17 protein-coding genes and 1 pseudogene are annotated in these 21,061 nt (G+C 67.0%); 6 read left to right on the forward strand and 12 right to left on the reverse strand.

Going from position 1 to position 21,061, the window contains the following annotated elements; translation table 11 throughout:
- Positions 1-7: 7 nt before the first annotated feature.
- Complete coding sequence (locus MasN3_RS00945; protein ID WP_281911503.1) at positions 8-2,635, reverse strand: glycoside hydrolase family 3 C-terminal domain-containing protein; 2,628 nt, start codon at positions 2,633-2,635, stop codon at positions 8-10.
- 180 nt (positions 2,636-2,815) lie between these two features.
- On the opposite strand from MasN3_RS00945, the gene MasN3_RS00950 reads away from it, so the two are divergent.
- On the forward strand, positions 2,816-3,013 hold the full coding sequence (locus MasN3_RS00950; protein ID WP_281911505.1) for a hypothetical protein: 198 nt from the start codon (positions 2,816-2,818) through the stop codon (positions 3,011-3,013).
- A gap of 16 nt (positions 3,014-3,029) precedes the next feature.
- On the opposite strand, the gene MasN3_RS00955 is transcribed toward MasN3_RS00950, so the two are convergent.
- The 4 genes from MasN3_RS00955 to rsmI form a co-directional block, all read right to left on the reverse strand.
- Positions 3,030-4,655, reverse strand: coding sequence for a methyl-accepting chemotaxis protein (locus tag MasN3_RS00955; RefSeq protein ID WP_281911506.1), 1,626 nt, complete (start codon positions 4,653-4,655; stop codon positions 3,030-3,032).
- An 11-nt stretch (positions 4,656-4,666) separates the two neighbouring features.
- Positions 4,667-6,187, reverse strand: coding sequence for a putative bifunctional diguanylate cyclase/phosphodiesterase (locus MasN3_RS00960; protein ID WP_281911509.1), 1,521 nt, complete (start codon positions 6,185-6,187; stop codon positions 4,667-4,669).
- Complete coding sequence (locus MasN3_RS00965) at positions 6,184-8,778, reverse strand: EAL domain-containing protein (protein ID WP_281911511.1); 2,595 nt, start codon at positions 8,776-8,778, stop codon at positions 6,184-6,186. Before MasN3_RS00965 ends, MasN3_RS00960 begins: the two co-directional genes overlap by 4 nt.
- Positions 8,779-9,221: 443 nt before the next feature.
- On the reverse strand, positions 9,222-10,127 hold the full coding sequence (gene rsmI / locus MasN3_RS00970) for a 16S rRNA (cytidine(1402)-2'-O)-methyltransferase (protein WP_281911513.1): 906 nt from the start codon (positions 10,125-10,127) through the stop codon (positions 9,222-9,224).
- An 11-nt stretch (positions 10,128-10,138) separates the two neighbouring features.
- Here rsmI and MasN3_RS00975 point away from each other — a divergent pair, with 11 nt between their 5' ends.
- The 5 genes from MasN3_RS00975 (at position 10,139) to MasN3_RS00995 (ending at position 13,637) form a co-directional block, all read left to right on the forward strand.
- On the forward strand, positions 10,139-11,416 hold the full coding sequence (locus MasN3_RS00975; RefSeq protein ID WP_281911515.1) for a penicillin-binding protein activator: 1,278 nt from the start codon (positions 10,139-10,141) through the stop codon (positions 11,414-11,416).
- 2 nt (positions 11,417-11,418) lie between these two features.
- Positions 11,419-11,775, forward strand: coding sequence for a YraN family protein (locus MasN3_RS00980; protein WP_281911518.1), 357 nt, complete (start codon positions 11,419-11,421; stop codon positions 11,773-11,775).
- Positions 11,776-11,847: 72 nt separating this feature from the next.
- Complete coding sequence (locus tag MasN3_RS00985) at positions 11,848-12,441, forward strand: phosphoheptose isomerase (protein WP_036209780.1); 594 nt, start codon at positions 11,848-11,850, stop codon at positions 12,439-12,441.
- Entirely contained in the window at positions 12,438-13,070 is a 633-nt protein-coding gene (locus MasN3_RS00990; protein WP_281911522.1) for a BON domain-containing protein, read from the forward strand. The genes MasN3_RS00985 and MasN3_RS00990 overlap by 4 nt, the downstream gene beginning before the upstream one ends.
- Before the next feature lie 48 nt (positions 13,071-13,118).
- Positions 13,119-13,637 (forward strand): TlpA family protein disulfide reductase, encoded by a 519-nt coding sequence (locus MasN3_RS00995; protein WP_281911524.1) that lies wholly within the window; start codon positions 13,119-13,121, stop codon positions 13,635-13,637.
- Here the strand turns inward: MasN3_RS00995 and MasN3_RS01000 are convergent.
- The 7 genes and pseudogenes from MasN3_RS01000 to lipB all read right to left on the reverse strand — a co-directional run bounded on the left by MasN3_RS01000 (position 13,634) and on the right by lipB (position 20,973).
- Positions 13,634-14,056, reverse strand: coding sequence for a PaaI family thioesterase (locus MasN3_RS01000; RefSeq protein ID WP_281911527.1), 423 nt, complete (start codon positions 14,054-14,056; stop codon positions 13,634-13,636). The genes MasN3_RS00995 and MasN3_RS01000 overlap by 4 nt on opposite strands.
- A gap of 58 nt (positions 14,057-14,114) precedes the next feature.
- Positions 14,115-16,091, reverse strand: a complete 1,977-nt coding sequence (locus MasN3_RS01005) for a helicase-related protein (RefSeq protein WP_281911529.1) — start codon at positions 16,089-16,091, stop codon at positions 14,115-14,117.
- 92 nt (positions 16,092-16,183) lie between these two features.
- Positions 16,184-17,404 carry a hypothetical protein gene (locus MasN3_RS01010; RefSeq protein WP_370662379.1) on the reverse strand — a complete coding sequence of 407 codons (1,221 nt, stop codon included), beginning with the start codon at positions 17,402-17,404 and terminating at the stop codon, positions 16,184-16,186.
- A gap of 177 nt (positions 17,405-17,581) precedes the next feature.
- A pseudogene (locus MasN3_RS25245) lies at positions 17,582-18,519 on the reverse strand (glycosyl hydrolase 115 family protein); the annotation flags it as partial.
- 52 nt (positions 18,520-18,571) lie between these two features.
- Entirely contained in the window at positions 18,572-19,033 is a 462-nt protein-coding gene (locus tag MasN3_RS01020) for an alpha-glucuronidase family glycosyl hydrolase (RefSeq protein WP_281911533.1), read from the reverse strand.
- Between the two features lie 228 nt (positions 19,034-19,261).
- Complete coding sequence (lipA, locus tag MasN3_RS01025) at positions 19,262-20,257, reverse strand: lipoyl synthase (protein WP_281911534.1); 996 nt, start codon at positions 20,255-20,257, stop codon at positions 19,262-19,264.
- A 26-nt stretch (positions 20,258-20,283) separates the two neighbouring features.
- Entirely contained in the window at positions 20,284-20,973 is a 690-nt protein-coding gene (gene lipB / locus MasN3_RS01030) for a lipoyl(octanoyl) transferase LipB (RefSeq protein WP_281911536.1), read from the reverse strand.
- Between the last annotated feature and the right edge of the window lie 88 nt (positions 20,974-21,061).

The following is a 21,061-nucleotide window of genomic DNA, read 5'->3' on the forward strand; positions in this document are numbered from 1 at the left end:
CAAGTGGTCATTGCGCCAGAACGGCGGCCCGGTTCAGCGTGAACATGGATTCCTGCCCCGCCACGCCAGTCCCCGGCTGTCCCGAACCGACGCTCAGCCGATGCTGGCCGGGCATTAGCTGCCTGACGCCGTCGCGCGTGACGAAGCTCAGGTCGCGCGGCGACAGGCGGAAGCTGATCCGGCGGCGTTCGCCCGCCTTCAGGGACACGCGCTGGAAGCCGCGCAAGGCGAGGCGCGGCGCGCCCTCGAAGCCTGGCGGCGTCAGGTACAGCTGGGCGATCTCGTCGCCATCGCTCGTGCCCGTGTTGGCGATCTCGGTGCTGACCACCACGCCGCTTTCAAGCGCGCCGTCGACCGGCTCGAGCTGCAGCGGGGCGTAGCGGAACGTCGTGTAGCTCAGGCCGGCGCCGAAGGGATACACGGGCGTGCCCGCGTAGTAACGGTAGGTGCGGCCCTTCATCGCGTAGTCGTCGAAAGGCGGCAGGTCGGCCAGGCCGCGGTAGAAAGTCAGGGGCAGGCGTCCGCCCGGGTCGGATTGCCCCGCCAGCACCTTGGCGACCGCCAGGCCGCCGGACTGCCCCAGGTACCAGGCCTCCAGGATGGCCGCGGCATGCTCCTTCGCCCACGACAGGTCGATCGCGCTGCCGTTCATCAGGACCACGACCAGGGGCTTGCCCAGGGCCTTGGCGCGTTCGAGCAGCCGGCGCTGGTCGACGGGCAGGTCGAGCGAGGTCTTGTCGCCACCCGAAAAGCCCTCGACCTGCACCGCCATCTCCTCGCCTTCCAGGTCGGCCGTCAGGCCAACCACGGCGACGATCACGTCGGCATCCGCGGTGCCGGCCTCGAAGTCGGCGTCGGGATCGCTCGAGATGCGTTTCCAGTACAGACCGGGCACGCCGGTGGAACCGGTCTCGGCATGGAAGCGCAAGGGGTAGCGCTGGCCCTTCTCGAGCCGGACCTCGCCGAGCGTCAACGGCTCGCCCCATGCCGAATAGGCGGCGGCCTGGATGGCAGGCTTGCCGCCGACTGTCAGCTCGCCCCGCACGCCGCTCACGCCGAGGCGGTAGCTGCCGGTTTCCGGCGCCACCAGATAACCGGTCCAGACCACCCGGTTGTGATCGGTGACCTCTTTCAGGGCCACCGCATGCGAGTGCAGGCCCTCCTCGATGCGCGTGACGACCGGCTTGCTGTCGAACTTGCCATCAGTCCGGTTGAAGTACTCGGCGCGCAGGCCGGGCTTGCCGTCCGGCGTACGCGAGGCCGAGCCGGGAACCAGGTCGCCATCGGTGATCGACGCCGCGCCGTGCACCAGCTTGAGTCGCGCCTGCGGCAGCACGCGGCGCAGGCCGTCGATGACCGACACCGGGGGCGCCGAGATCGTCGACGAATAGTTGCCGCGCAGGACACGGGTCGCGTCGGCCAGGGGGCCGATCACCGCCAGTTTCAGGCCCGGCTTGAGCGGCAGCACGCCATCGTTCTTCAGCAGCACCAGGCTGTTGGTCGCAGCCTGCAGCGCCAGCGCCTGGTGCGCCGCGGTGTTGATCGCGCTGACCGGAACGGCCTTGCCTTCGCGCCCGGGCAGTCCGGCCAGGTCGCCGTTGCGATAGCGCGCCGAGAACAGCCGCACCAGCGCCCGGTCGATGTCGTCCACGCCGATCAGGCCGCGCTGCCAGGCTTCCCGGTAACGTGCGCCCAGGTCCTGGGGCTCGCCCAGGGTCCTGGTGCTGCATTCGTTGTCGGTCCCGGCCTTCAGGGCCACGGCGACCGCGGCGGCGGGATCGGGCGCGTACTTGTGGTGCTCCGAGATGTCGGTCACGGCATCGCAGTCGGACACGACATACCCCTTGAAGCCCCAGGCGCCGCGCAGGACGTCCTTCATCAGGCGTTCGCTGCCGCAGGCGGGCTGGCCGTTGACGCGGTTGTAGGCGCACATGATCGATCCGGCCCGGGCATCGACGATGGCGGCGCGAAAGGCCGGCAGGTAGCTGTCTTCGAGATCGTGCGGCGATACGTGGACGTCCGCCGAATGGCGCGTCGATTCGGGGCCGCTGTGCACTGCGAAGTGCTTGGGCGTGGCGACCACCTGCGGCAGGTCCGGATCCGGTCCCTGCATGCCCTGGATGTAGGCGACGCCCAGCGCCGCCGTCAGGTGGGGATCTTCGCCATAGGTTTCCTGGCCGCGTCCCCAGCGCGGATCGCGGAACAGATTGATGTTCGGCGACCACGTGTTGAGCCCGGTGCCGATGCGTCCCAGGTGCCCGGTCTGACGCCCCAGGGTATGCAGCGCGCGCACCTCGACACCGATCGCGGCGGCCACCTGGTGCACGAGCGGCGCATCGAAGCTGGCCGCCAGCCCGATGGGTTGCGGAAAGTTCGTGGTCGGCACCGGTCCGATCGCTCCATGCAGGGACTCGGTCCACCAGTTATAGGCTGGAATACCCAGGCGCGGCAGGGCCGGCGCCACGTTGAGCAGCTGGCCGATTTTTTCGTCCATCGTCATGCGCGCCACCAGTGCCCGGGCACGCGCATCCGCGTCCGCACGCACGTCGGCGGCCTGGACCAGGGCGGGTAGCGCCGCTGCCAGGACCAGCGCAAGCCCTGCGCGGCCAAACTTCCCGGACTTCTCTGTTCGCATCTCGTCCCCTTCTGGAGTACCGCAATGATTGCGCTAACATTTTGCGTCAATACCTCATCCAGGGACTAATAACTTTTTATCGCAAGCCGATATCCGAATCGGTATCAGGCTTCGCTGAAGTAGAATGCCCTGGAAAGCCGGTCGCACCGACCGGCCGGCAACGCAGGAGCGGAAAGCGACATGGCAAAGAAGGAAGAACTGGACGAAGAAACCCTGGCATTCATCCAGTGGCTCACCGAGGTGGAGAAATTCCTGGTCGCCGGCGGCGCCACCGTCAGGCAGGCCCAGGACCATATCGAAGAACAGGTCGAATGGTTCACCGACCAGTTCTACGATGGCTTGAGCCCGGAAGAAGCTGCCAAGGAGGCGCTCGCCTGAAGGTATGGACGGCCGCTCAGGCCTGCGCCAGCAACTGGACCGGCGATCTGTCCACGCCGGCGTGGCCGGCTGCGGCCGCGGCCTTGATGCCCGGGGCACGCAGGCGGAACGTGCCGACCGCCTGCGCCAGGCTGTCGGCCTCCTCGCGCAGCGCCTGGGCCGCGGCCGAGGCCTGCTCGACCAGGGCGGCGTTCTGCTGGGTGGCATGGTCCATCTGGATGATCGCCTGGTTCACCTGTTCGATGCCGGTGACCTGTTCCTGGCTGGCCGCCATGATCTCGGCCATGATGTCGGTCACGCGGCCGACGCTGCGGACGATCTCTTCCATCGTGGCGCCGGCCTGCTCCACCAGTGCCGAGCCTTCGCTCACCGTGCGTATCGAATCGTCGACCAGCGTCTTGATCTCCCTGGCGGCGGCGGCGCTGCGCTGGGCCAGGTTGCGCACCTCGCTCGCCACCACCGCGAAACCGCGTCCCTGCTCGCCCGCGCGGGCGGCCTCCACCGCGGCATTCAGGGCCAGGATATTGGTCTGGAACGCGATGCCGTCGATGACGCCGGTGATGTCGCCGATGCGCGCCGCCGAGGCATCGATCGCGGCCATGGTATCGACCACCTTCGCCACCACCTGCCCGCCCTGGTTCGCCACCGCCGACGCCGACTGCGCCAGCCCGTTGGCCTGGCGCGCATTGTCGGCATTCTGCTTGACGGTCGAGGTCAGCTCGTCCATCGAGGCCGCGGTCTCCTCCAGCGAAGCCGCCTGCTGCTCGGTACGCGCCGACAGGTCCAGGTTGCCGGCCGCGATCTGGCCGGAGGCGGTGGCGATGGTGTCGGTGCCGCCGCGCACCCGTCCGACGATGGCGGCCAGCCCTTCGTTCATGTCGTTCAGGGCCCGCATCAGGCGGCCGGTCTCGTCGCGCCCCTGCACATCGATGTCCCGGGTCAGGTCGCCGTCGGCCACCGCACCGGCGATCCGCACCGCCTGCTCGAGCGGCCCGACGATGCCGCGCACCAGCACCACTCCGACGGCGCCGGCCAGCAGCAGGCCCAGGCTCATGCCGCCCAGGCAGACCGCGCGCACCACTTCGAACTGGTGGCGCGAAGCCTCGTTCGACTTCCTGGCCTCGTCGAGCTGCAGCTGGATGAGCGCGTCGATGGCGGTGGCGGCGGGCCGGAACAGCGCCACCAGCGGGCCGTGCACGATCTGCCCTGCACGCTCCAGGTCCCCGGCGCGCAGGGCCGCGGCGGCCGGCTCCAGGCCGCGCTCGACGAAGGCCGCGCGCGCCCGCAGGAAGCGCTCGGCGGCTTCCTGCTCGCGCCCCGCCAGGCTGGATCCGGTGTAGGCCTTCCACTGTGCGTCGATCACGGCCTTGTTGCGCTCGATGTCGTCGAGCAGGGCCTGGACCTTGCCGGCATCGGCCGTCAAGGCCTCGGAGACGTTGAACTGGTTGCGGTTCAGCCGGCGCACGATCTGGTCGAGCTGGCCCAGGCGGACCAGCCGGTCGGCGTACAGGGAATGCAGCTGGTCATTGGCCTGTCCCAGGCTGAACAGCCCGACCGCAGCGCCGACGACCAGTTCGATGCCGAGCAGGGAAAGCACGAGCAGGAGACGGATCTTGATGCTGAGTTGATTGAATAGACGCATAGGATGGACTCTCACATGGTTGAACGCATGGCCGGCGCTTGCTCCGCCAGCAGGCGCGTGACCTCGTCGGGCCAGACGGGCCGGCTGAAGTAATACCCCTGGATTTCGTCGCAGCCGTTTTCCTTCAAAAAGGCCACCTGTTCGGCGGTTTCGACGCCTTCCGCGACCGCCGACAGGCCGAGCGAGTGGGCCAGGGTGATGATGGCGCGGATGATCGCCGCGCCGGTGGCATCGCCTTCCATGTCCCGAACGAAGGCGCGATCGATCTTCAGCACGTCGAGCGGGAAGCGCTTCAGGTAGCTCAGCGAGGAGTAGCCGGTGCCGAAGTCGTCGATCGACACGGTCACGCCCAGCTCGCGCAACGAACGCAGCACGTCGGCGGCGTCCTCGGTGTCGTGCATGACGGTGCTCTCGGTGATCTCGAGCTCCAGTCCGGCCGGCGCCAGGCCGCTGTCCGCGAGCGCGCTGCGCACCCGTTCCGCCAGCCCGGGCTGCTGGAACTGGCGTGCCGACAGGTTGACCGAGACACGGCCGCCGAACAGGCCCTGCGCGCGCCACGCGGCGGCGCGGGTGCAGGCTTCGCGCAGCACCCACAAGTCGAGCTCGTTGATCATGCCGCTCTCCTCGGCCAGCGGAATGAAGCGCGCCGGCGACAGCAGGCCGAGTTCCGGATGGCGCCAGCGCACCAGGGCCTCGACGCCGACCATGTGCCCGTCCTTCATGCTGATGCGCGGCTGGTACTGGAGCACGAATTCCTTGCGCTCGATGGCATGGCACAGCATGGTTTCCAGATCGACCCGCTCGCGGATCGCGCCGCCCATGCGCGGCGTATAGAAGCACAGGTGGGCCGGTCCTTCACGGCGGGCGCAGGCGCCCGCCACCTGGGCCATGTGCAGGAGCTGGGGCGCCTGGCAGGGTTCGGGCGGCAGCATTGCGATGCCGACGCTGGCCGACAGGAACACGCAGTGCCCGCCGGGCGCGAACGGAAGGCGCATGCATTCCTGCAGCCCCCTGGCAAGCGCCGTCGCGCCGTCGCGGTCGGCCTGCCTGCGCACGACGATGAATTCGTTGCCGCCCTGGTGCGCGAGGATATCGCTTGGGCCGAGCCGAGCCGACAGGCGCGCCACGCATTCGTGCAGCACCTGGTCGCCCCCGGCCCAGCCATAGTGGCTGTTGATCTTCCTGAAACCGTCGATGTCGAGCACGATCGCCGCCACCGAATCGCCGTCGCGGCGCGCGGCATCGATCGCTTCTTCCAGCACCTCCAGCGCATGGCGACGGTCCGGCAGGGGAACCGGCACGTCTTGCGTGGATGGCGCGCACACGGCGTGTTCCGGCGGGCACACCGCGCCCGCTTGCGGCACGCGGCGCGCCCGCAGCGCCAGGATCAGGGCAGCGCCGGCGCTCACGCCGAGCGCGATGCTCGGCACGCTCGCGCAGCCCAGGGCCAATCCGATGGTGAGCCCGGCCAGCAGGGCGCTCAGGATCGCCAGGCGCGCTCCGCCCGGCATACGCTGCAGCAGTGTCTTCATGCCGCCGCGTCCACGCATCCGCCGCGCAGCAGCCGTTCGATCTCGGCCGCGGGCACCGGCTTGCCGAAGCGGTATCCCTGCATGTGACGGCAGCCGTGCGCTTCCAGGAAGGCCTGCTGCTCTACGCTCTCGACGCCCACGGCGACCACGTCGAGCTTCAGCGAACCGGCCAGTGCGATCACAGCATGCACGATGGCGGCCGCGTCGCTGTCGCCCGGGATGTCGGCGATGAAGGAACGGTCGATCTTCAGGCCATGGATCGGGAAGCGCTTGAGGTTGGCCAGGCTCGAGTAACCGGTGCAGAAATCGTCGATGGCCAGCTGGATGCCCATGTTCGACAAGCGCAACATGGCCTCGGCCGCGGTGCCCGGGCTTTCCATCAAGAGGGTCTCGGTGATCTCCAGCGTCAGCGCGCGCGGGTCGCAGCCCGACGCTTCCAGCAGCTGTTCCACCTGCGCGGCGATGTCCTGCTGGTGGAACTGGCGCGCCGAGACGTTCACGCTCATGCGCAGCGGCGCCAGCCCCATGCGGGCGAAGTCCGCCAACTGGCGCATCGCGGTGGCCAGCACCCATTCGCCGATCGGCACGATCAGGCCGGTTTCCTCCGCCAGCGGGATGAAGTCGGCGGCCGGCAGGACCTCGACGCCGTCGGCTTCCCAGCGCAGCAGAGCTTCCAGCCCGACGATGCGGCCGCTGGCGATGTCCACCTGGGGCTGGTAGTGCAGGCTGAGTTCCCCGCGCTGCAGCGCGCGCTGCAGCCTTGCCTCGACATGCAGGTGCTCTTCGGCGCGCATGCCCATGTCCTCGGTATAGAAATGGAAATGGTTGCCGCCGTTCGCCTTGGAGCGGTACATGGCGGTGTCGGCGGCCTTGAGCAGGGCGGTCGGGTCCTGCCCGTCGCGCGGGTAGAGCGCGATGCCGATGCTCCCGGTCGGGAACAGCTCGTTCCCGGACAGCATCAAGGGCTGGAACAGCTCCGACAGCACCTTCTGGGCCACCAGGGCCGCGTCGGCGCTACTCGCCAGGTCCGGCAGCACCACCACGAATTCGTCGCCGCCCTGGCGCGCCACAGTGTCGCTCTCGCGCAGGCTGCGGCTCAGGCGCCGTGCGATCTCGATGATCATCTGGTCGCCCGCCTCGTGCCCGAGACTGTCGTTGACGTGCTTGAAGCGGTCGAGGTCGATGAACATCACCCCGACCAGGCGGCCGTTGCGCTGGGCCTGGGAGATCGCGTGCGAGAGCCGGTCCTGCAGCAGGATGCGGTTCGGCAGGCCGGTCAGCGCATCGTGGTTCGCCATGCGCATCAGGGCCTCCTCGGCTTCCTTCCTGCGCGAGATGTCTTCGACCGCGACGATCAGGCGCAGCTGGCCGCTGACGGCCTCGCGCATCGCGGACGCGCTGACCGTCACCCAGACCGGGTTGCCGCGCTTCGAGATGAAGCGGGTCTCGCGCTGGAAATCGCGGATCTCGCCGTCGATGAGCTGGCGGAACAGCGCGCGGTTTTCCAGCAGGTCGCTCTGGTAGGTGATCTGGTAAAGGAAGCGCTGGAGCAGCTCGATCTCGGTGAAGCCGACGATCTGGGTCAGCTTGCGGTTGACCCGCACGAAGCGGCCTTCGCGCGACAGCAGGGCGATGCCGACCGCGGCCTGGCTGAAGGTCAGGCGGAAGAACTCCTCGCTTTCCTGCAGGCGCAGGCGTGCCTGGCGCTTGAAGGTGACGTCGTGGCCGATCAGCAGCAGGATCTTCTCGTCGGCCTGCCGGGTGCGGCGGATGTTGAACTCGACGTAGCGCACCCCGTCGGCATGGCCGTCGAGCGTGACGACGATCCCGTCCTGCGGCGCGCCGGACGCCAGCGCGGTGGCCATGCGTTCGGCCAGCTCGGGCGAAGGCAGCAACGATTCCAGCCAGGGAGTCGCCGCCAGCGCATCGTCCGGGATGCCGAGCATGTCCTGCATCGTCGTGTTCATCGAACGGATCCGCCCGGACGCATCGGTGACGATCAGACCGGCGGGCATGCCGCCGATGACCTGCTCGAGGTAGTTCTGGTGCTGCACCACGCTGCGCCGGTCGGCATGCGCATAGGTGTCGAGGGCCAGGCCCATGTCCAGGCAGACCACCTTGAGCACGCTGTTGAACATGGCCCGGAAGCGCTCCGGCTCGGCGTGGAACTGCGTCCACAGGAGGTCAAACATGCCCGCCACGTACTTGCGGTAGGCCCCGATATACCATTTCGGCTCCAGCCCGATGCGTTGGTGGACCAGCCCCACCCGCAGGCGGTCGCGGATGTAGGTGCCCTCGTAGTCGCCCGAGATCAGGCTGCGGAAATAGCTGGCCTGCGAATGCTTCAGGCGCTGGATGGTGGCGTCGTCCTTCACCAGCTGGCGCAGTTGGGGGAAACCGAGGATGTGCTCGTAGAAGTCGTCCGAAAAGGTGTCGGTGTCTTCCATGGCCAGCCCGTGCAGTTCGCGCAGCAGGGCCAGATCGTCCGGGCCCAGGTCGAGGAAGGCCATGCGGTCCGCCACCTCCTGCTGGTCGAGTCCAATTTCGCGTCCGATCGTGTCGACCGTCTCATCCAATGCGTTCGTCGGCATTGACCTCACAAGCTGCGCGTGCTGCACCATAGCGGATACCCATCGTCGTTAATTGAAGCCACAAGAGAACGCCACTGCCGCCAGGCAGGTCGTGATTACTCAGCAATCGATCCGGAAGGATGCTCGAACGAGCGGGAAGGCCACTGGCTTTGAGTGAACGACGGTAGCGATGCGAGTTCTTGCGGTTGAAAGGCTAATTCATGATTCCCACAAGATATTTAAGTGAATACAGAGCAATATTGTAGTTACGCAACTTGTGCTAATCAAACCATCTACTTGATCTGAATCAAAAATTGCTTAACTAAATATTTACTAACATATCTAACCAGCAACATGCCATGCCGCAAGGATAGAAGTGAAGGTGGATCGGGAAGGAGCCCGGGCGGACAGCCCAGGCGATCAGGAAGGAGGCCGGAAGGATGGCGGCCGGGCGGCCGCTGGCATTATTCGCCCTTGATCTGCAGGGCGCGTTCGTACAGGGCGTTCTTCTTGCGACCAGTAATTTGCGCAGCCAGATTGGCTGCCTGCTTGACCGAGCATTCGCCCAGCAGGATCTGCAGGATGCGTTCCGCCTCCGCATCCTGGGCATCGGTTTCCAGGGTGGCGCCTTCCACCAGCACGACGAATTCGCCGCGCTCGCGGTGCTGGTCTGCCGTGACCCAGGCCTGCGCCTCGCTCAGCGGGCAGCGGTGCACTTCCTCGAACATCTTGCTCAGCTCGCGCGCGAACACCACCTGGCGGGTCGGCTCGAAGACGCTCATCAAGCCCTCCACGCACTCGACGATGCGGTGCGGCGCTTCGTACAGGACCAGGGTCGAGGTCTCGCGCACCAGCTCGGCCAGCGCGCTTTCGCGCTGTTTCGATTTTGCCGGCAGGAAGCCGACGAAATGGAAGCGGTCGTTCACCAGCCCGCTGGCCGACAGGGCCGCGATCGCCGCCGACGGTCCCGGCAGCGGCACCACGTTCAGGCCGGCCGCGCGCACCGCATCGACGATCTTCGCACCCGGATCCGAGACCGCCGGCGTGCCCGCGTCCGACACCAGGGCCACGCGCTGTCCGGCCTGCAGGCGCTCGACGATCTTGTCGGCCACCTCGCGCTCGTTGTGCATGTGCGCGGCGATGGTCTGCTTGCTCAAGCCGAAGCGTTGAAGGAGCGCGCCGGTCTTGCGCGTGTCTTCGCAGGCCACGACATCGGCGAGCGCCAGCAGGTGCAGTGCGCGCAGCGTGATGTCGGTGACGTTGCCGATCGGTGTAGCCACGACATACAGCGTTGCGGTAGGATAGGACTGCTGGGCCGCTTCGCCCATGACGGGAAGCCGGGCGATGTCGATGGTCTGCTGATCTGTCATAAGGGGTTCCGATGTTGAAGAAGAAGAATATCAGGGCGCTGCTGGCGACGGCCGCGCTGGGCTTGTTGGCGTCTTCATTGGCGGGCTGCAGCAGCTCGCCAATGCCGCCGGACCTGGGCTGCGGCGTACCGGGCGGATTTTGCGCGCCCGCAGCGCCGAGTGCAAGCCCGCCACCTGCCGAACCCGGCTATACGCCGCCGCCGGCATCCGCCCCGGTCCGCACCAATCCGGTCGAGCTCGGCCCGTCCGATGGCCGTCCGCTGGCATCGGGCGTCGAGCGCCGCGACCTGCAAGGGGTAAGGATTGCCCTGCTGCTGCCCATGCAATCCGACGCATTCGCGCAGCCTGCCGAGGCGCTGCGCGCCGGCTTCATGGCCGGCTACGAACGCGACCGCGGCGGCGTGACCGTCAACCTGGTTCCCACCAGCGATTCCGCGCAGGCCACGCTCGATGCCTATGCGCGCGCCAGCAAACAGAACGACATCGTGGTCGGCCCCCTCACCCGCCCCGCCGTGGCGGCACTGGCCACCAGCGGCCTCGTGAGCAAGCCGACGGTGGCCCTGAACCATCCGCAAACCAATGGTCCGCTGCCGCGCCAGATGCTGGTGGTCGGCCTGTCGCTCGAAGAAGAAGCCAGCCAGGTGGCCGACTGGGCCGCCGCGGAACAGCCGGGCGCACGCGCCCTGGTGCTGACCGGAAAGACCGCATGGCAGCAACGCCTGTCCGGCGCCTTCGCCGCGCGCTGGGCGCAGCTGGGCCTGAACAATGCCACCGTCGAGTTGCCCAGCAGCGATGGCTACGTGGATCCCAACGCGCTGGCTCAGCTGCGCGCGCGCATGCAGGTCGACCCGCCGCAGCTGGTGTTCGCCGCCCTCGACCCGGTCCAGCTGCGCCAGGTGCGCAGCGCCATCGGCACCTCGCTGCCGACCTACGGCACCGGCTCGATCAACCCGGGCCCGGACCCGGCCATGAGCGGACCGGAACTGACCGGGGTGCGCATCCTCGACCTGCCCTGGACCGTGCAGCCGGACAACCCGTTGGTGGCAAGCTATCCGCGCTGGAGCGGCGAGACCGGCGGCTACGACATGAAGCGTCTGTACGCGCTCGGCATCGACGCCTTCCGCATCGCGCGCGAACTGGCCGCGCGTCCCGGCGCCCGCTTCGAGCTCGATGGCGTCACCGGCCGCCTGTCGGTCGACATGGGTGCTGGCGAAGGGGGCTTCCGCCGCGTCGAGACCGGCACGGTGTACCGTGACGGCATGTACGAAACGGTCGCCTTCGGGCGCTGAGCATGTGGCCGCTGCGCCTGTCACCGCGGCAGGCCCAGGGCCGCGACTGGGAGCGGGTTGCCCTGCTCCACCTGCGCCGCCACGGCCTGCAGCCGGTCGAAGAGAATTTCCGCTGCAAGGGCGGCGAAATCGACCTGGTCATGCGCGATGGCGATACCCTGGTGTTCGTCGAGGTGCGTCAGCGTGCTGCTAGCTGCCACGGCGGCGCTGCCGCCAGCATCACTCCCGCCAAGATCCGCCGCCTGGTGCGTGCGGCCCAGGTGTACCTGTTGCGCTTTCCCGTCACGCCGCCTTGCCGCTTCGACGTGGTCGCCATCGATGGCGAGCAGCTCGCATGGCTGCGCGATGTGATCAATTAGGCATTTTTAAATGTAAGCAATTTTTAACGTGCTTGCCCGACCCGGGTTGCCACTGCACTATAATTCTCGGCTATGAACACTCAACGCATCCTCGCTCACTTCCAGGAGAGCGCCGATCTCAAGATGAAATCGGCTGCTGCCCTGGCACAACCCATTTCGCAGGCGGTCGAACTCATGTTCGGCGCCCTGTCCAACGGCAACAAGATCCTGGCCTGCGGCAATGGCGGTTCCGCCGCCGACTGCCAGCACTTCGCTGCCGAGCTCGTTGGTCGCTTCGAGCGCGAGCGCTTCCCGCTGCCGGCGATCGCGCTGACCACCGACACCTCGATCATGACGGCGGTCGGCAACGACTACAGCTTCAAGGAGATCTTCTCGAAGCAGGTGCAGGCCTTCGGCCAGGCCGGCGACGTCCTGTTGGCGATCTCGACCTCGGGCAATTCGGCCAACGTGCTGGCCGCGGTCGAGGCGGCGCTGGAACGCGAGATGCGCATCGTCGCCTTCACCGGCAAGGACGGCGGCGCACTGGCGAAGATGCTGACCGACGCCGACATCCACATCAACGTGCCTCACGCACGCACCGCGCGCATCCAGGAAGTCCACCTGTGCGCGATTCACTGCATCTGCGACGGCATCGACGTCGCACTGTTCGGAGGAGAAGAGGAATGACCAAACTGCGCCCGCTGGCCGGCCTGCTGTCCAAAATCGTCCTGGGTACCGCGCTCGCGGTATCGCTGTCGGGCTGCGTGGCCATGGCCGTCGGCGGCGCCGCCACGGCCGTCCTGTCGGCCAACGACCGCCGCACCCTCGGCATGCAGACCGAGGACAAGGCGATCAACGTCAAGGCCGAGCTCAAGCTGCGCGAGCTCACCGGCGAGAACGGCCACATCAACGTCACCAGCTACAACCGCAAGGTGCTGCTGACCGGCGAAGTGCGCGACGACGCGATGAAGCAGGCGGCCGAGCGCGAAGTGCGCGCGATTGACAACGTGGTCTCGGTGATCAACGAGCTGGAGATCGCCGGCCCGTCGAGCTTTACCTCGCGCTCGAACGACGCCCTGATCACCACCAAGGTCAAGGCCAGCCTGGTCGACAAGAAGACCGTCTCGGCCACCGCCTTCAAGGTGACCACCGAGCGCGGCATCGTCTACCTGCAGGGCCTGGTCACCGCGCGTGAAGGCAATATCGCCGCCGACGTCGCCAAGGGCGTGCCGGGCGTGGTCAAGGTCGTCAAGATCTTCGAATACATCGCCGACGAAGACCCGCGCGCCAACCAGGCGGCGCCAAGCCAAGGTTAATGCCAACGGCAGGACTGCGGTCCTGCCGTTTCTTTATCCGCTCCCATCATGACCGCACAGACTTCCTCCCGTTCCTGGATCAAGCCCGCCGCCGCTGCCGCCGTGGTGCTGGCCCTGGCCGGCATCGGCTACGCCTCGTTCACCAGCGCCCCGCCCGCGCCCAACGTCACCTTCATCAGCATCGCCGGCGACAAGGTCAGTATCGAGTCCCTGCGCGGCAAGGTGGTGATGGTGAACTTCTGGGCGACCTCCTGCGTCACCTGCGTCAAGGAGATGCCGCAGATGGTCGAGACCTACAACAAGTACAAGGCGCAAGGCCTGGAGTTCGTGGCGGTGGCGATGCAGTACGACCCGCCCAACTACGTGCTGAACTTCACCGAGACGCGCCAGCTGCCCTTCAAGGTGGCGATCGACTCGGCCGGCGACATCGCCAAGCAGTTCGGCGACGTCACCCTGACCCCGACCACGTTTGTCATCGACAAGCAGGGCAGGATCATCAAGCAATACGTGGGCGAGCCGGACTTCCCGGCCCTGCACAAGCTGATCGAGAAAGAGCTGGCTTCTTAGGCTTTCGGGTACAAGATCATCTGGGTGCAGCGGAACAGGGCGATGGTCTTGCCGCTGTCCTTGTCGGTGACCACAGCATCCCACACCTGCGTGGTGCGTCCCAGATGCACGGCGGTCGCCACCACGGCGATCGTGCCCTGGCGCGCGGTGCCCAGGTGGTTCGACTTCAGTTCGATGGTGGTGAAGTTCTGTGCGCCTTCCGGCAGGTGGGCGACGCAGGCGTAGCCGGCTGCGGTGTCGGCCAGCGTGACCACGCTGCCGGCGTGCAGGTAGCCGTTCGGCGCCAGCAGCTGGGGCGTGACCGGAAGTTCGGCGCAGACGCGGCCTTCGGCGACTTCGGTGATCCGGATGCCGAGGTGGCCGGGGAGGAAGGACTTGCCGAAGTCGTTGAAGGATTCAGGGGTGTACTTGGGGTTCATGGCGGGTACTGTCGTTAAAAAAAGCGGCATCGTACACTGCCCGGGGTGAAGCCGGCTATTAGCGCCTGCGCTTGCCCCCGCTTGAACCGCCCCGCTGCCTTGCCGCCGTGTTCTGCTGCTGCAGCATCGCATCGACCCGTTCGGATGCCTCGCGCGCCAGCTGCTGCGCCAGTTCGATGCTTGGGAAGTGTTCCGGTTCCCGGTAGCCCAGCCAGGCGTAGGCGGAGTACATGCGGCAGGTATCCTCGACCTCCTGCAGGTTCATGTAATACAGCTCCTGGGCAGGCGGCGTCAGCTTGCAGATCTTCTTCTTGGCCAGCGACAGCGCCCAGTGCTCCCAGGCGCTCTGCAGCACCGGCACCCGGCTCGAGATCGGCACCAGCGACAGCATGAACTTCTCGGCCACCGACAGCGGCAGCGTGTCGAGCCATTCGGCGCGCTCGTTCTGCTCCTCCGTGATGCGCGGATAGAAGAAGCCGTCCGGCACGTCGATGTTGTGCACGAAGCGTTTCAAGAGCTTCACCAGCGAGGTCTCGCCCGTCACCGAGGAAATGCGGTGCAGCTGCTCGAGCGAAGGCGCCACCGCAAAGCCGGTGGCCGCTACCGGCGGAATCTTCTCCTTCATCAGCGCGCGCATCACCTGATGGGTGTCCTCGTCGTAACCGGCGACGAAGCCCTCCTCGTGGACTCCGTAACGCCCTGCCCGGCCGGCGATCTGCTTGGCCAGCGCCGCCGAGATCTCTTCTTCCTCATAGCCGTTGTACTTGACGGTGGTGGTCATCACGATGCGCGCGATCGGCATGTTCAGGCCCATCGCCAGCGCGTCGGTGCCGACCACGATGTCGGCCTGCCCTTTGCGGAAGCGCTCGGCCTGGGCGCGCCGCACTTCGGGCGACAGGTTGCCGTACACGGTGGCCACCGACAGTCCCTTCTCGGTGATCATGTCGCGCCACATCAGGACGTCGCGCCGCGAGAAGGCGATGACGGCGTCGCCGCGCCGCAGGTTGCCGAGCTTGCGCACCGGCGAAGGCTCCATCGCCAGCGGCGCCATGCGTTTCAGCACGTGGACTTCGAGCGGCACTTCCAGGCGTTCGGCCAGCGCCTCGATCGCGCGCCGCGCTTCCGGCGCACCCACCAGGAACACGGTGGAGGCTGGGGCGCCGCACACGGCCGCGGTCCAGGCGGCGCCGCGGTCGCGGTCGGCCAGCATCTGGATCTCGTCGATCACCGCCACCTCGACCTGGGTCTTGGTGTCCAGCATCTCGACGGTGCTGGCGACGTGGGTCGCGTCCTCGGCGATGCGGCGCTCTTCGCCGGTGATCAGGCTGACCTTGATCTCTTTGCCGTGCGGACGGGCGTTCTGCAGGCGCTCGTAGTTTTCCAGCGCCAGCAGGCGCAGGGGAGCCAGGTAGACGCCGCTTGCGGCCTTGGCCAGCGCCTCCATCGCGCGGTGGGTCTTGCCGGAGTTGGTCGGCCCGAGCAGGGCGATGAACTTGCGCCCCATGCGGCTGGCCAGCTCGAAGGATTCCGGATATTCGGCCAGGTTGATGCTTTCCTTGGTGCGCGCGGCGTGGCGTTCTTCCTGCTCGCGCTCGATGGCGTGGGTCAGGCGCTGCGAGATACGCTGGAACACGAATTCGGCCGGCTCCGACGTTTCCAGCTCGTCGAGCACGTGCAGGAACAGCATCGGGTTCCAGCCGAAATCGTCGGCTTCCTCGGCGATCTCGCGCACGAACGCCTCGGCTTCGGTCTGCAGTTCTTCGATGGCGTCGGGGGTGGCGCGTTCCTCCAATAAATCGCGGCGCGCCGGCATGTCCATCTTGCGCCACTTGCTCGGTTTGGCCAGCACGCCGCGCGAAGGCACCAGCCGGTAGGGCACGCGCAGGCCTTCGTAGCGCACCTCGCCCGAGAAGCGCAGGAAGACGCGGCCTTCCATCTTGACCAGTTCGATGCCGCGCTCGGCGAAGTCGAGTTCGCGCTCGAGGAAGGCGTCGTCGTGTTCGGTGTCGTCCAGCGGAGGATGGGATTGATTCATGGTTGCTTGCGGGATGTCATGTTGCCGTCACTATATCGCAGCGCGCGCACATGCATGGCTCCGTTCCCATGCGCAAGCCCTTCCCTCGACCGCTATCGCTTGACCGGATAGTAGGGACTTTCCGGCGGCCCCAGATAGCTCGGCTGCAGCCCACCCGCGTCGATCACCAGGCGTTGCAGCACCAGGCCCGGATCCAGTGCCCAGAACTTGACCGTGTGGCGCCCCGGCCGCTCCACCCGATGCGTGGTGACGAACCTGGCCACGCCGTCCGACACCAGCTTGTTCCAGTACTGCTCGGATTCGTCGGCATGCACGTTGACTTCCTGGACCGGACCATCGTCGATCGACACGGCGAAGCGGAAGCCCTTCCCCGGCTGGAACTTGAGCGTCGGTCCCAGGGTCGCGTGCAGCTTCAGTTCGCCGGCGGTGAACAGGTGCACCTCGTACTCGAGCCGCATGCCGTCGTCGACCGACAACGCAGGCGCGGCGCCCGGCAGCGTGGTCATGCCCGACAGGGTGTGGCCATAGCCGGGAATCCTGAGCCATTGGCGTCCTTGCGGTGCATGCGAACGGCTGAAGTGCTCGGCCTCGATCGCGACCACGCCGCGGCTTTCCACGTGTCCCTGGGCGGACTGCGGAGACAGGTCCGCAGGCTTGTGCACCGGGACCTTGACCAGCACCCTCGCTCCTTCCGGCCCGGTCACCGTCAACTCGGCCTCCAGGCTGCCGGCCGGGACGACGTTCCAGTCCACGTCCACCAGGATGCGCTGTTCCTTGTCGACCCGCCCTGCCGCATGGCTGAGCCGGATCCACGGATGGCTCGCCTTGACCGCGTAGTCGAAAGGCTCCCTGCTGCGGTTGAACAGTTCAATGTAACGCGGCTGCCGGTCGAACACGTCCAGCGCCGGCACGCGCATGTGCTGCAGCCCGCAGGCCGGCCACACGGCCTGGCTGCCCTGCACTACCACGCCCATCTGGTCGGCCGCGCGGATGCCGCCCGGCACGCTCGGCTCCGGCAGGCGCAGCCGCGATACCGCCGGCATCACGTCGCGGTAGGGCTGGGCCCAGTTGGTGTAGCCGAAACGGTTCTGCGACATCATGTGATTCCATTTACCGCGGTTGGCGCCGTGGTACTGGCGGGTCAGCCCGGCGTCGCGGTCGAACAGGCGCTGCACGCGCTCCGCCATGTCGTTCGTCGTGGCGCGTCCCTGGCGCGCGTACAGGGCGTTCCTGCCGCTTGAAACCCACATGTCGAGGGCATTGGCGGACGCGCGCACCGGGTACTCGACCAGCTGGAAGTAGGCGTCATGCATCGTCTTCGGCAGGGCCTGGCCGACTTGCCGGGCTTCTTCCACCAGCGCGTTGTAGTCGTTCACCACCCGCTCCGCTTCATCGTAGGCGCTCAGGCTGTAGGTGCTCGGTTCCACCTGTTCCGGACGGCGGCGCGCGTTGTAGCGGGTATAGCGTTCGACGATCGAGGCGATGCGCGCGGCATGCCGGACGCCGAACTCGCGTGCGGCCCAGGCTTCCAGGTAGGCCGGCAGTTTCTCGGCCGGCCAGGCTCGCGGATTCCAGGCGTAGGCCAGGAAGAATTCGGTCGGCACTTCCATCGGCTTGAGGTCGCCCACGTTGACGATCCAGAGCCGGTTCGCGCCGTACTCGTTAGCCAGGTTCATCTGCTCCCAGACCTTGGCAATCTGGGTCACGTTCAGCCATTTGTAGGAGCGCGGGCCGCCCACGTAATCGAAGTGGTAGTAGACGCCGGCGCCGCCGCTGCGCTTGCGTTCTTCGAGCGTGGGCAGGCGGCGGATGTTGCCCCAGTGTCGTCGCACCAGAGCAGCAGCATGTCGTCCGGCACCTGCATGCCGTTCTCGTAGTATTCCTGGACTTCCTTGTACAGCGCTCACAACTGCGGGACGGTGGCCGGATCGCGCTTCAGTTCCTGTTTGATGAGCGAACGCTGGTCGCGCACGATGCGCTCCAGCAGTTCGACGTTGGCGCTCTCCGACATCGGCTCGTCGCCGTCGCCGCGCATCGCCATCGTGATCACCTTCTCATGGTCGCGCGTGTTGCGCAGGCCCTGGGCCCAGAACGCGCGCAGGGTGTCGGCATTACGGCTGTAGTCCCACGGGCCCTTGCCATGGCGCAGCCACTCCTGGTGGGCGCGCATCATCGGCTCGTGGTGCGAGGTGCCCATCACGATGCCCATGCGGTCGGCCAGTTCGCCGTTGCCTTTGTCATCATCGTAGAAGGCCGAACCCCACATGGCCGGCCACAGGTAGTTGGCACGCATGCGCAACATCAGTTCGAACAGCTGCTCGTAGAACTTGCGGTTGTAGCCGCCGAAGCGTTCCTTGGCCCAGTTGGTGAGCGCGGGCGCCTCGTCGTTCAGGAAGATGCCACGGTACTGGACCGCCGGCTTGTCCATCAGGCGGGTGCCCAGCGGGACGCTGAGCGCGGCATGGCGCGCCACCGGCACGTCACCAGTGCCAGGGCGAGACGCCGATCTGCTCGGACAGCGTGTAGATGCCGTAGATGCTGCCGCGCTTGTCGCTGCCGGCGATGACCAGGGCGCGCTGTACGCCGGGCAGCGGGTCCTCGACTGCCTGGATCAGAAAACCTTCCCACTGGCCGGCCAGCGCGCGCGTATCGATCCTGCCCTGTCTGGCCAGTTCGTCGATGAGGGGGTGGCGGCCGAGGGTGCCGACGATGATGACGTCGCTCGCAGCAGCGCTGGTGTGCCACTGCGGCGCCTTCCCGGTCACCTTCTGGATGTCGCGCTGCAGGTCGCGCGCCGCGCGCAGCACGCCGGGGTAGTCGTCCTTGCCCACCACGATCGGGGCGGCGTGCTTGCCGGCGACGAGCTGGACGCCCTCTCCGCCCGCACGTCGACGAAGCGCGCGGTGCCAAGCGCCTGGACCTCGGCCGGCAGCGACAGGCACAGGCCGAGCGCCAGGCAGCACAGCAGCCGTTGCATGATGCGTGTTCCGATCCCGCTGCCGGGCCTCGCTGGTGCTGCCATGTCTCCTCCGATTGTTATAGCCAACAATTAATGTTAGCGCAATCATCAGAGTCTAGTATTGTCCGGGCAAGGAGTCAAACGAAAGCCGGGTTAACGAAAAAGGCCGGCGCCGCTTGCGCGGGCCGGCCTCGTAACGAGGTGACGATATTTACGCTGCGACGCCCGCTTCGTGCGCCTGCTGGTCGGCGTGGTAGGACGAACGCACCATCGCGCCCACGGCGGCGTGCACGAAGCCCATCTCGTAGGCCTTCTCTTCGAACATCTTGAAGGTGTCCGGGTGCACGTAGCGGCGCACCGGCAGGTGCGAGTTCGACGGCGCCAGGTACTGGCCGATGGTCAGCATGTCGATGTCGTGCTCGCGCATGTCGCGCATCACTTCCAGGATTTCCTCGTCGGTCTCGCCCAGGCCCACCATCAGGCCCGACTTGGTGACCGCGGTCGGGTACATCTTCTTGAAGTCGCGCAGCAGCACCAGCGAGTGCTTGTAGTCGGCGCCCGGGCGCGCTTCCTTGTACAGGCGCGGCACGGTTTCCAGGTTGTGGTTCATCACGTCCGGCAGGCCGTCGGCGAAGATGTTCAGGGCCTTTTCCAGGCGGCCGCGGAAGTCCGGCACCAGCACTTCGATCTTGGTGTTCGGGCTCAAGGCGCGGGTCTTGGTGATGCACTCGACGAAGTGGCCGGCGCCGCCGTCACGCAGGTCGTCGCGGTCCACCGAGGTGATCACGACATAGGACAGGCGCAGGTCGGCGATGGTCTTGGCCAGGTTGCCCGGCTCGTTCACGTCCAGCGGATCCGGACGGCCGTGACCGACGTCGCAGAACGGGCAGCGGCGGGTGCACTTGTCGCCCATGATCATGAAGGTCGCGGTGCCCTTGCCGAAGCATTCGCCGATGTTCGGGCAGCTCGCCTCTTCGCACACGGTCACCAGCTTGTTGGCGCGCAGGATGTCCTTGATCTCGTAGAAGCGCGACGAGGCGGTCGCGGCCTTCACGCGGATCCAGTCCGGCTTCTTCAGGCGCTCGGTGTCGGCGATCGGAACGATCTTGATCGGGATGCGCGAGGTCTTGCTGGCGCCCTTCTGCTTTTCGGTGGCGTCGTAGGCTTGGGCCGCGCCGTTGCTGGCATTGCTGGTTTCGGTAGTCATTGGCTCGTGCCCTGGCGGGCTTCCATTCAGAGATTGTTCGGTTCCGGCTCGACCGCTTCGGTCGATGCCAGTTGGCGCACCAGTTCCTGCGCCAGCGCCTGCTGGACATCCGCCAGCGGGGCTTCCACACCCATGGTGCGCATGTCGACCGTGGCCAGCCCCGAATATCCGCACGGGTTGATCCACGTGAACGGGGCCAGGTCCATCGCCACGTTCAGCGACACGCCATGGTAGGTGCAGCCGTTGCCGCGCACCTTGAGGCCGAGAGCGGCGATCTTCGCGCCCTTGCGCGGGCCTTGCGCGATATAGATGCCGGGCGCCCCGGCAACGCGTTCGCCCGCAAGATTATACGCCGCCAGCACCTCGATGACCGCCTGTTCGATTTTTGCCACAAACTGGCGGGCATACAGCTTGCCGCCAGGCTTGTTGCGGCGCAGGTCCATCAGCAGGTAGATCACGACCTGGCCGGGACCGTGGTAGGTCACCTCGCCGCCGCGGTCGGTCTGGACCACGGGAATATCATGGGGCGCCAGCACGTGGGCGCGGTCGGCGCCCAGGCCCAGCGTGTAGACGGGAGGATGCTCGACGATCCACAGCTCGTCCTGCGTGTCGGGCGTGCGCGCATCGGTGAAGGCGCGCATCGCGGCGAAGGTCGGTTCGTAGTCGGCGCGGCCGAGCTCACGGATCAGGGGCGTGGCGGGACGGATAGCGGACATGTGGGTATAGGGCGGGAATATGGACAGCCCTGTGATTATAAGCCAGCGCGATGCATCGTGCCCGCCGGCCGTCCATGCCGCATGGTCT

Source organism: Massilia varians (assembly GCF_027923905.1).
Classification (GTDB): Bacteria; Pseudomonadota; Gammaproteobacteria; order Burkholderiales; family Burkholderiaceae_D; genus Telluria; species Telluria varians_B.

What these genes read in the sequence shown, in the direction of transcription:
- MasN3_RS00955 (WP_281911506.1), bottom strand. Translation starts at nt 4,655, where the DNA reads ATGCGTCTATTCAATCAACTCAGCATCAAGATCCGTCTCCTGCTCGTG.
- MasN3_RS00980 (WP_281911518.1), top strand. Translation starts at nt 11,419, where the DNA reads ATGTGGCCGCTGCGCCTGTCACCGCGGCAGGCCCAGGGCCGCGACTGG.
- MasN3_RS00965 (WP_281911511.1), bottom strand. Translation starts at nt 8,778, where the DNA reads ATGCCGACGAACGCATTGGATGAGACGGTCGACACGATCGGACGCGAA.
- MasN3_RS00975 (WP_281911515.1), top strand. Translation starts at nt 10,139, where the DNA reads ATGTTGAAGAAGAAGAATATCAGGGCGCTGCTGGCGACGGCCGCGCTG.
- MasN3_RS01010 (WP_370662379.1), bottom strand. Translation starts at nt 17,404, where the DNA reads ATGCATGACGCCTACTTCCAGCTGGTCGAGTACCCGGTGCGCGCGTCC.
- MasN3_RS00950 (WP_281911505.1), top strand. Translation starts at nt 2,816, where the DNA reads ATGGCAAAGAAGGAAGAACTGGACGAAGAAACCCTGGCATTCATCCAG.
- MasN3_RS00945 (WP_281911503.1), bottom strand. Translation starts at nt 2,635, where the DNA reads ATGCGAACAGAGAAGTCCGGGAAGTTTGGCCGCGCAGGGCTTGCGCTG.
- lipA (WP_281911534.1), bottom strand. Translation starts at nt 20,257, where the DNA reads ATGACTACCGAAACCAGCAATGCCAGCAACGGCGCGGCCCAAGCCTAC.
- MasN3_RS00990 (WP_281911522.1), top strand. Translation starts at nt 12,438, where the DNA reads ATGACCAAACTGCGCCCGCTGGCCGGCCTGCTGTCCAAAATCGTCCTG.
- MasN3_RS01005 (WP_281911529.1), bottom strand. Translation starts at nt 16,091, where the DNA reads ATGAATCAATCCCATCCTCCGCTGGACGACACCGAACACGACGACGCC.
- lipB (WP_281911536.1), bottom strand. Translation starts at nt 20,973, where the DNA reads ATGTCCGCTATCCGTCCCGCCACGCCCCTGATCCGTGAGCTCGGCCGC.
- MasN3_RS00995 (WP_281911524.1), top strand. Translation starts at nt 13,119, where the DNA reads ATGACCGCACAGACTTCCTCCCGTTCCTGGATCAAGCCCGCCGCCGCT.
- MasN3_RS01000 (WP_281911527.1), bottom strand. Translation starts at nt 14,056, where the DNA reads ATGAACCCCAAGTACACCCCTGAATCCTTCAACGACTTCGGCAAGTCC.
- MasN3_RS00960 (WP_281911509.1), bottom strand. Translation starts at nt 6,187, where the DNA reads ATGAAGACACTGCTGCAGCGTATGCCGGGCGGAGCGCGCCTGGCGATC.
- MasN3_RS00985 (WP_036209780.1), top strand. Translation starts at nt 11,848, where the DNA reads ATGAACACTCAACGCATCCTCGCTCACTTCCAGGAGAGCGCCGATCTC.
- rsmI (WP_281911513.1), bottom strand. Translation starts at nt 10,127, where the DNA reads ATGACAGATCAGCAGACCATCGACATCGCCCGGCTTCCCGTCATGGGC.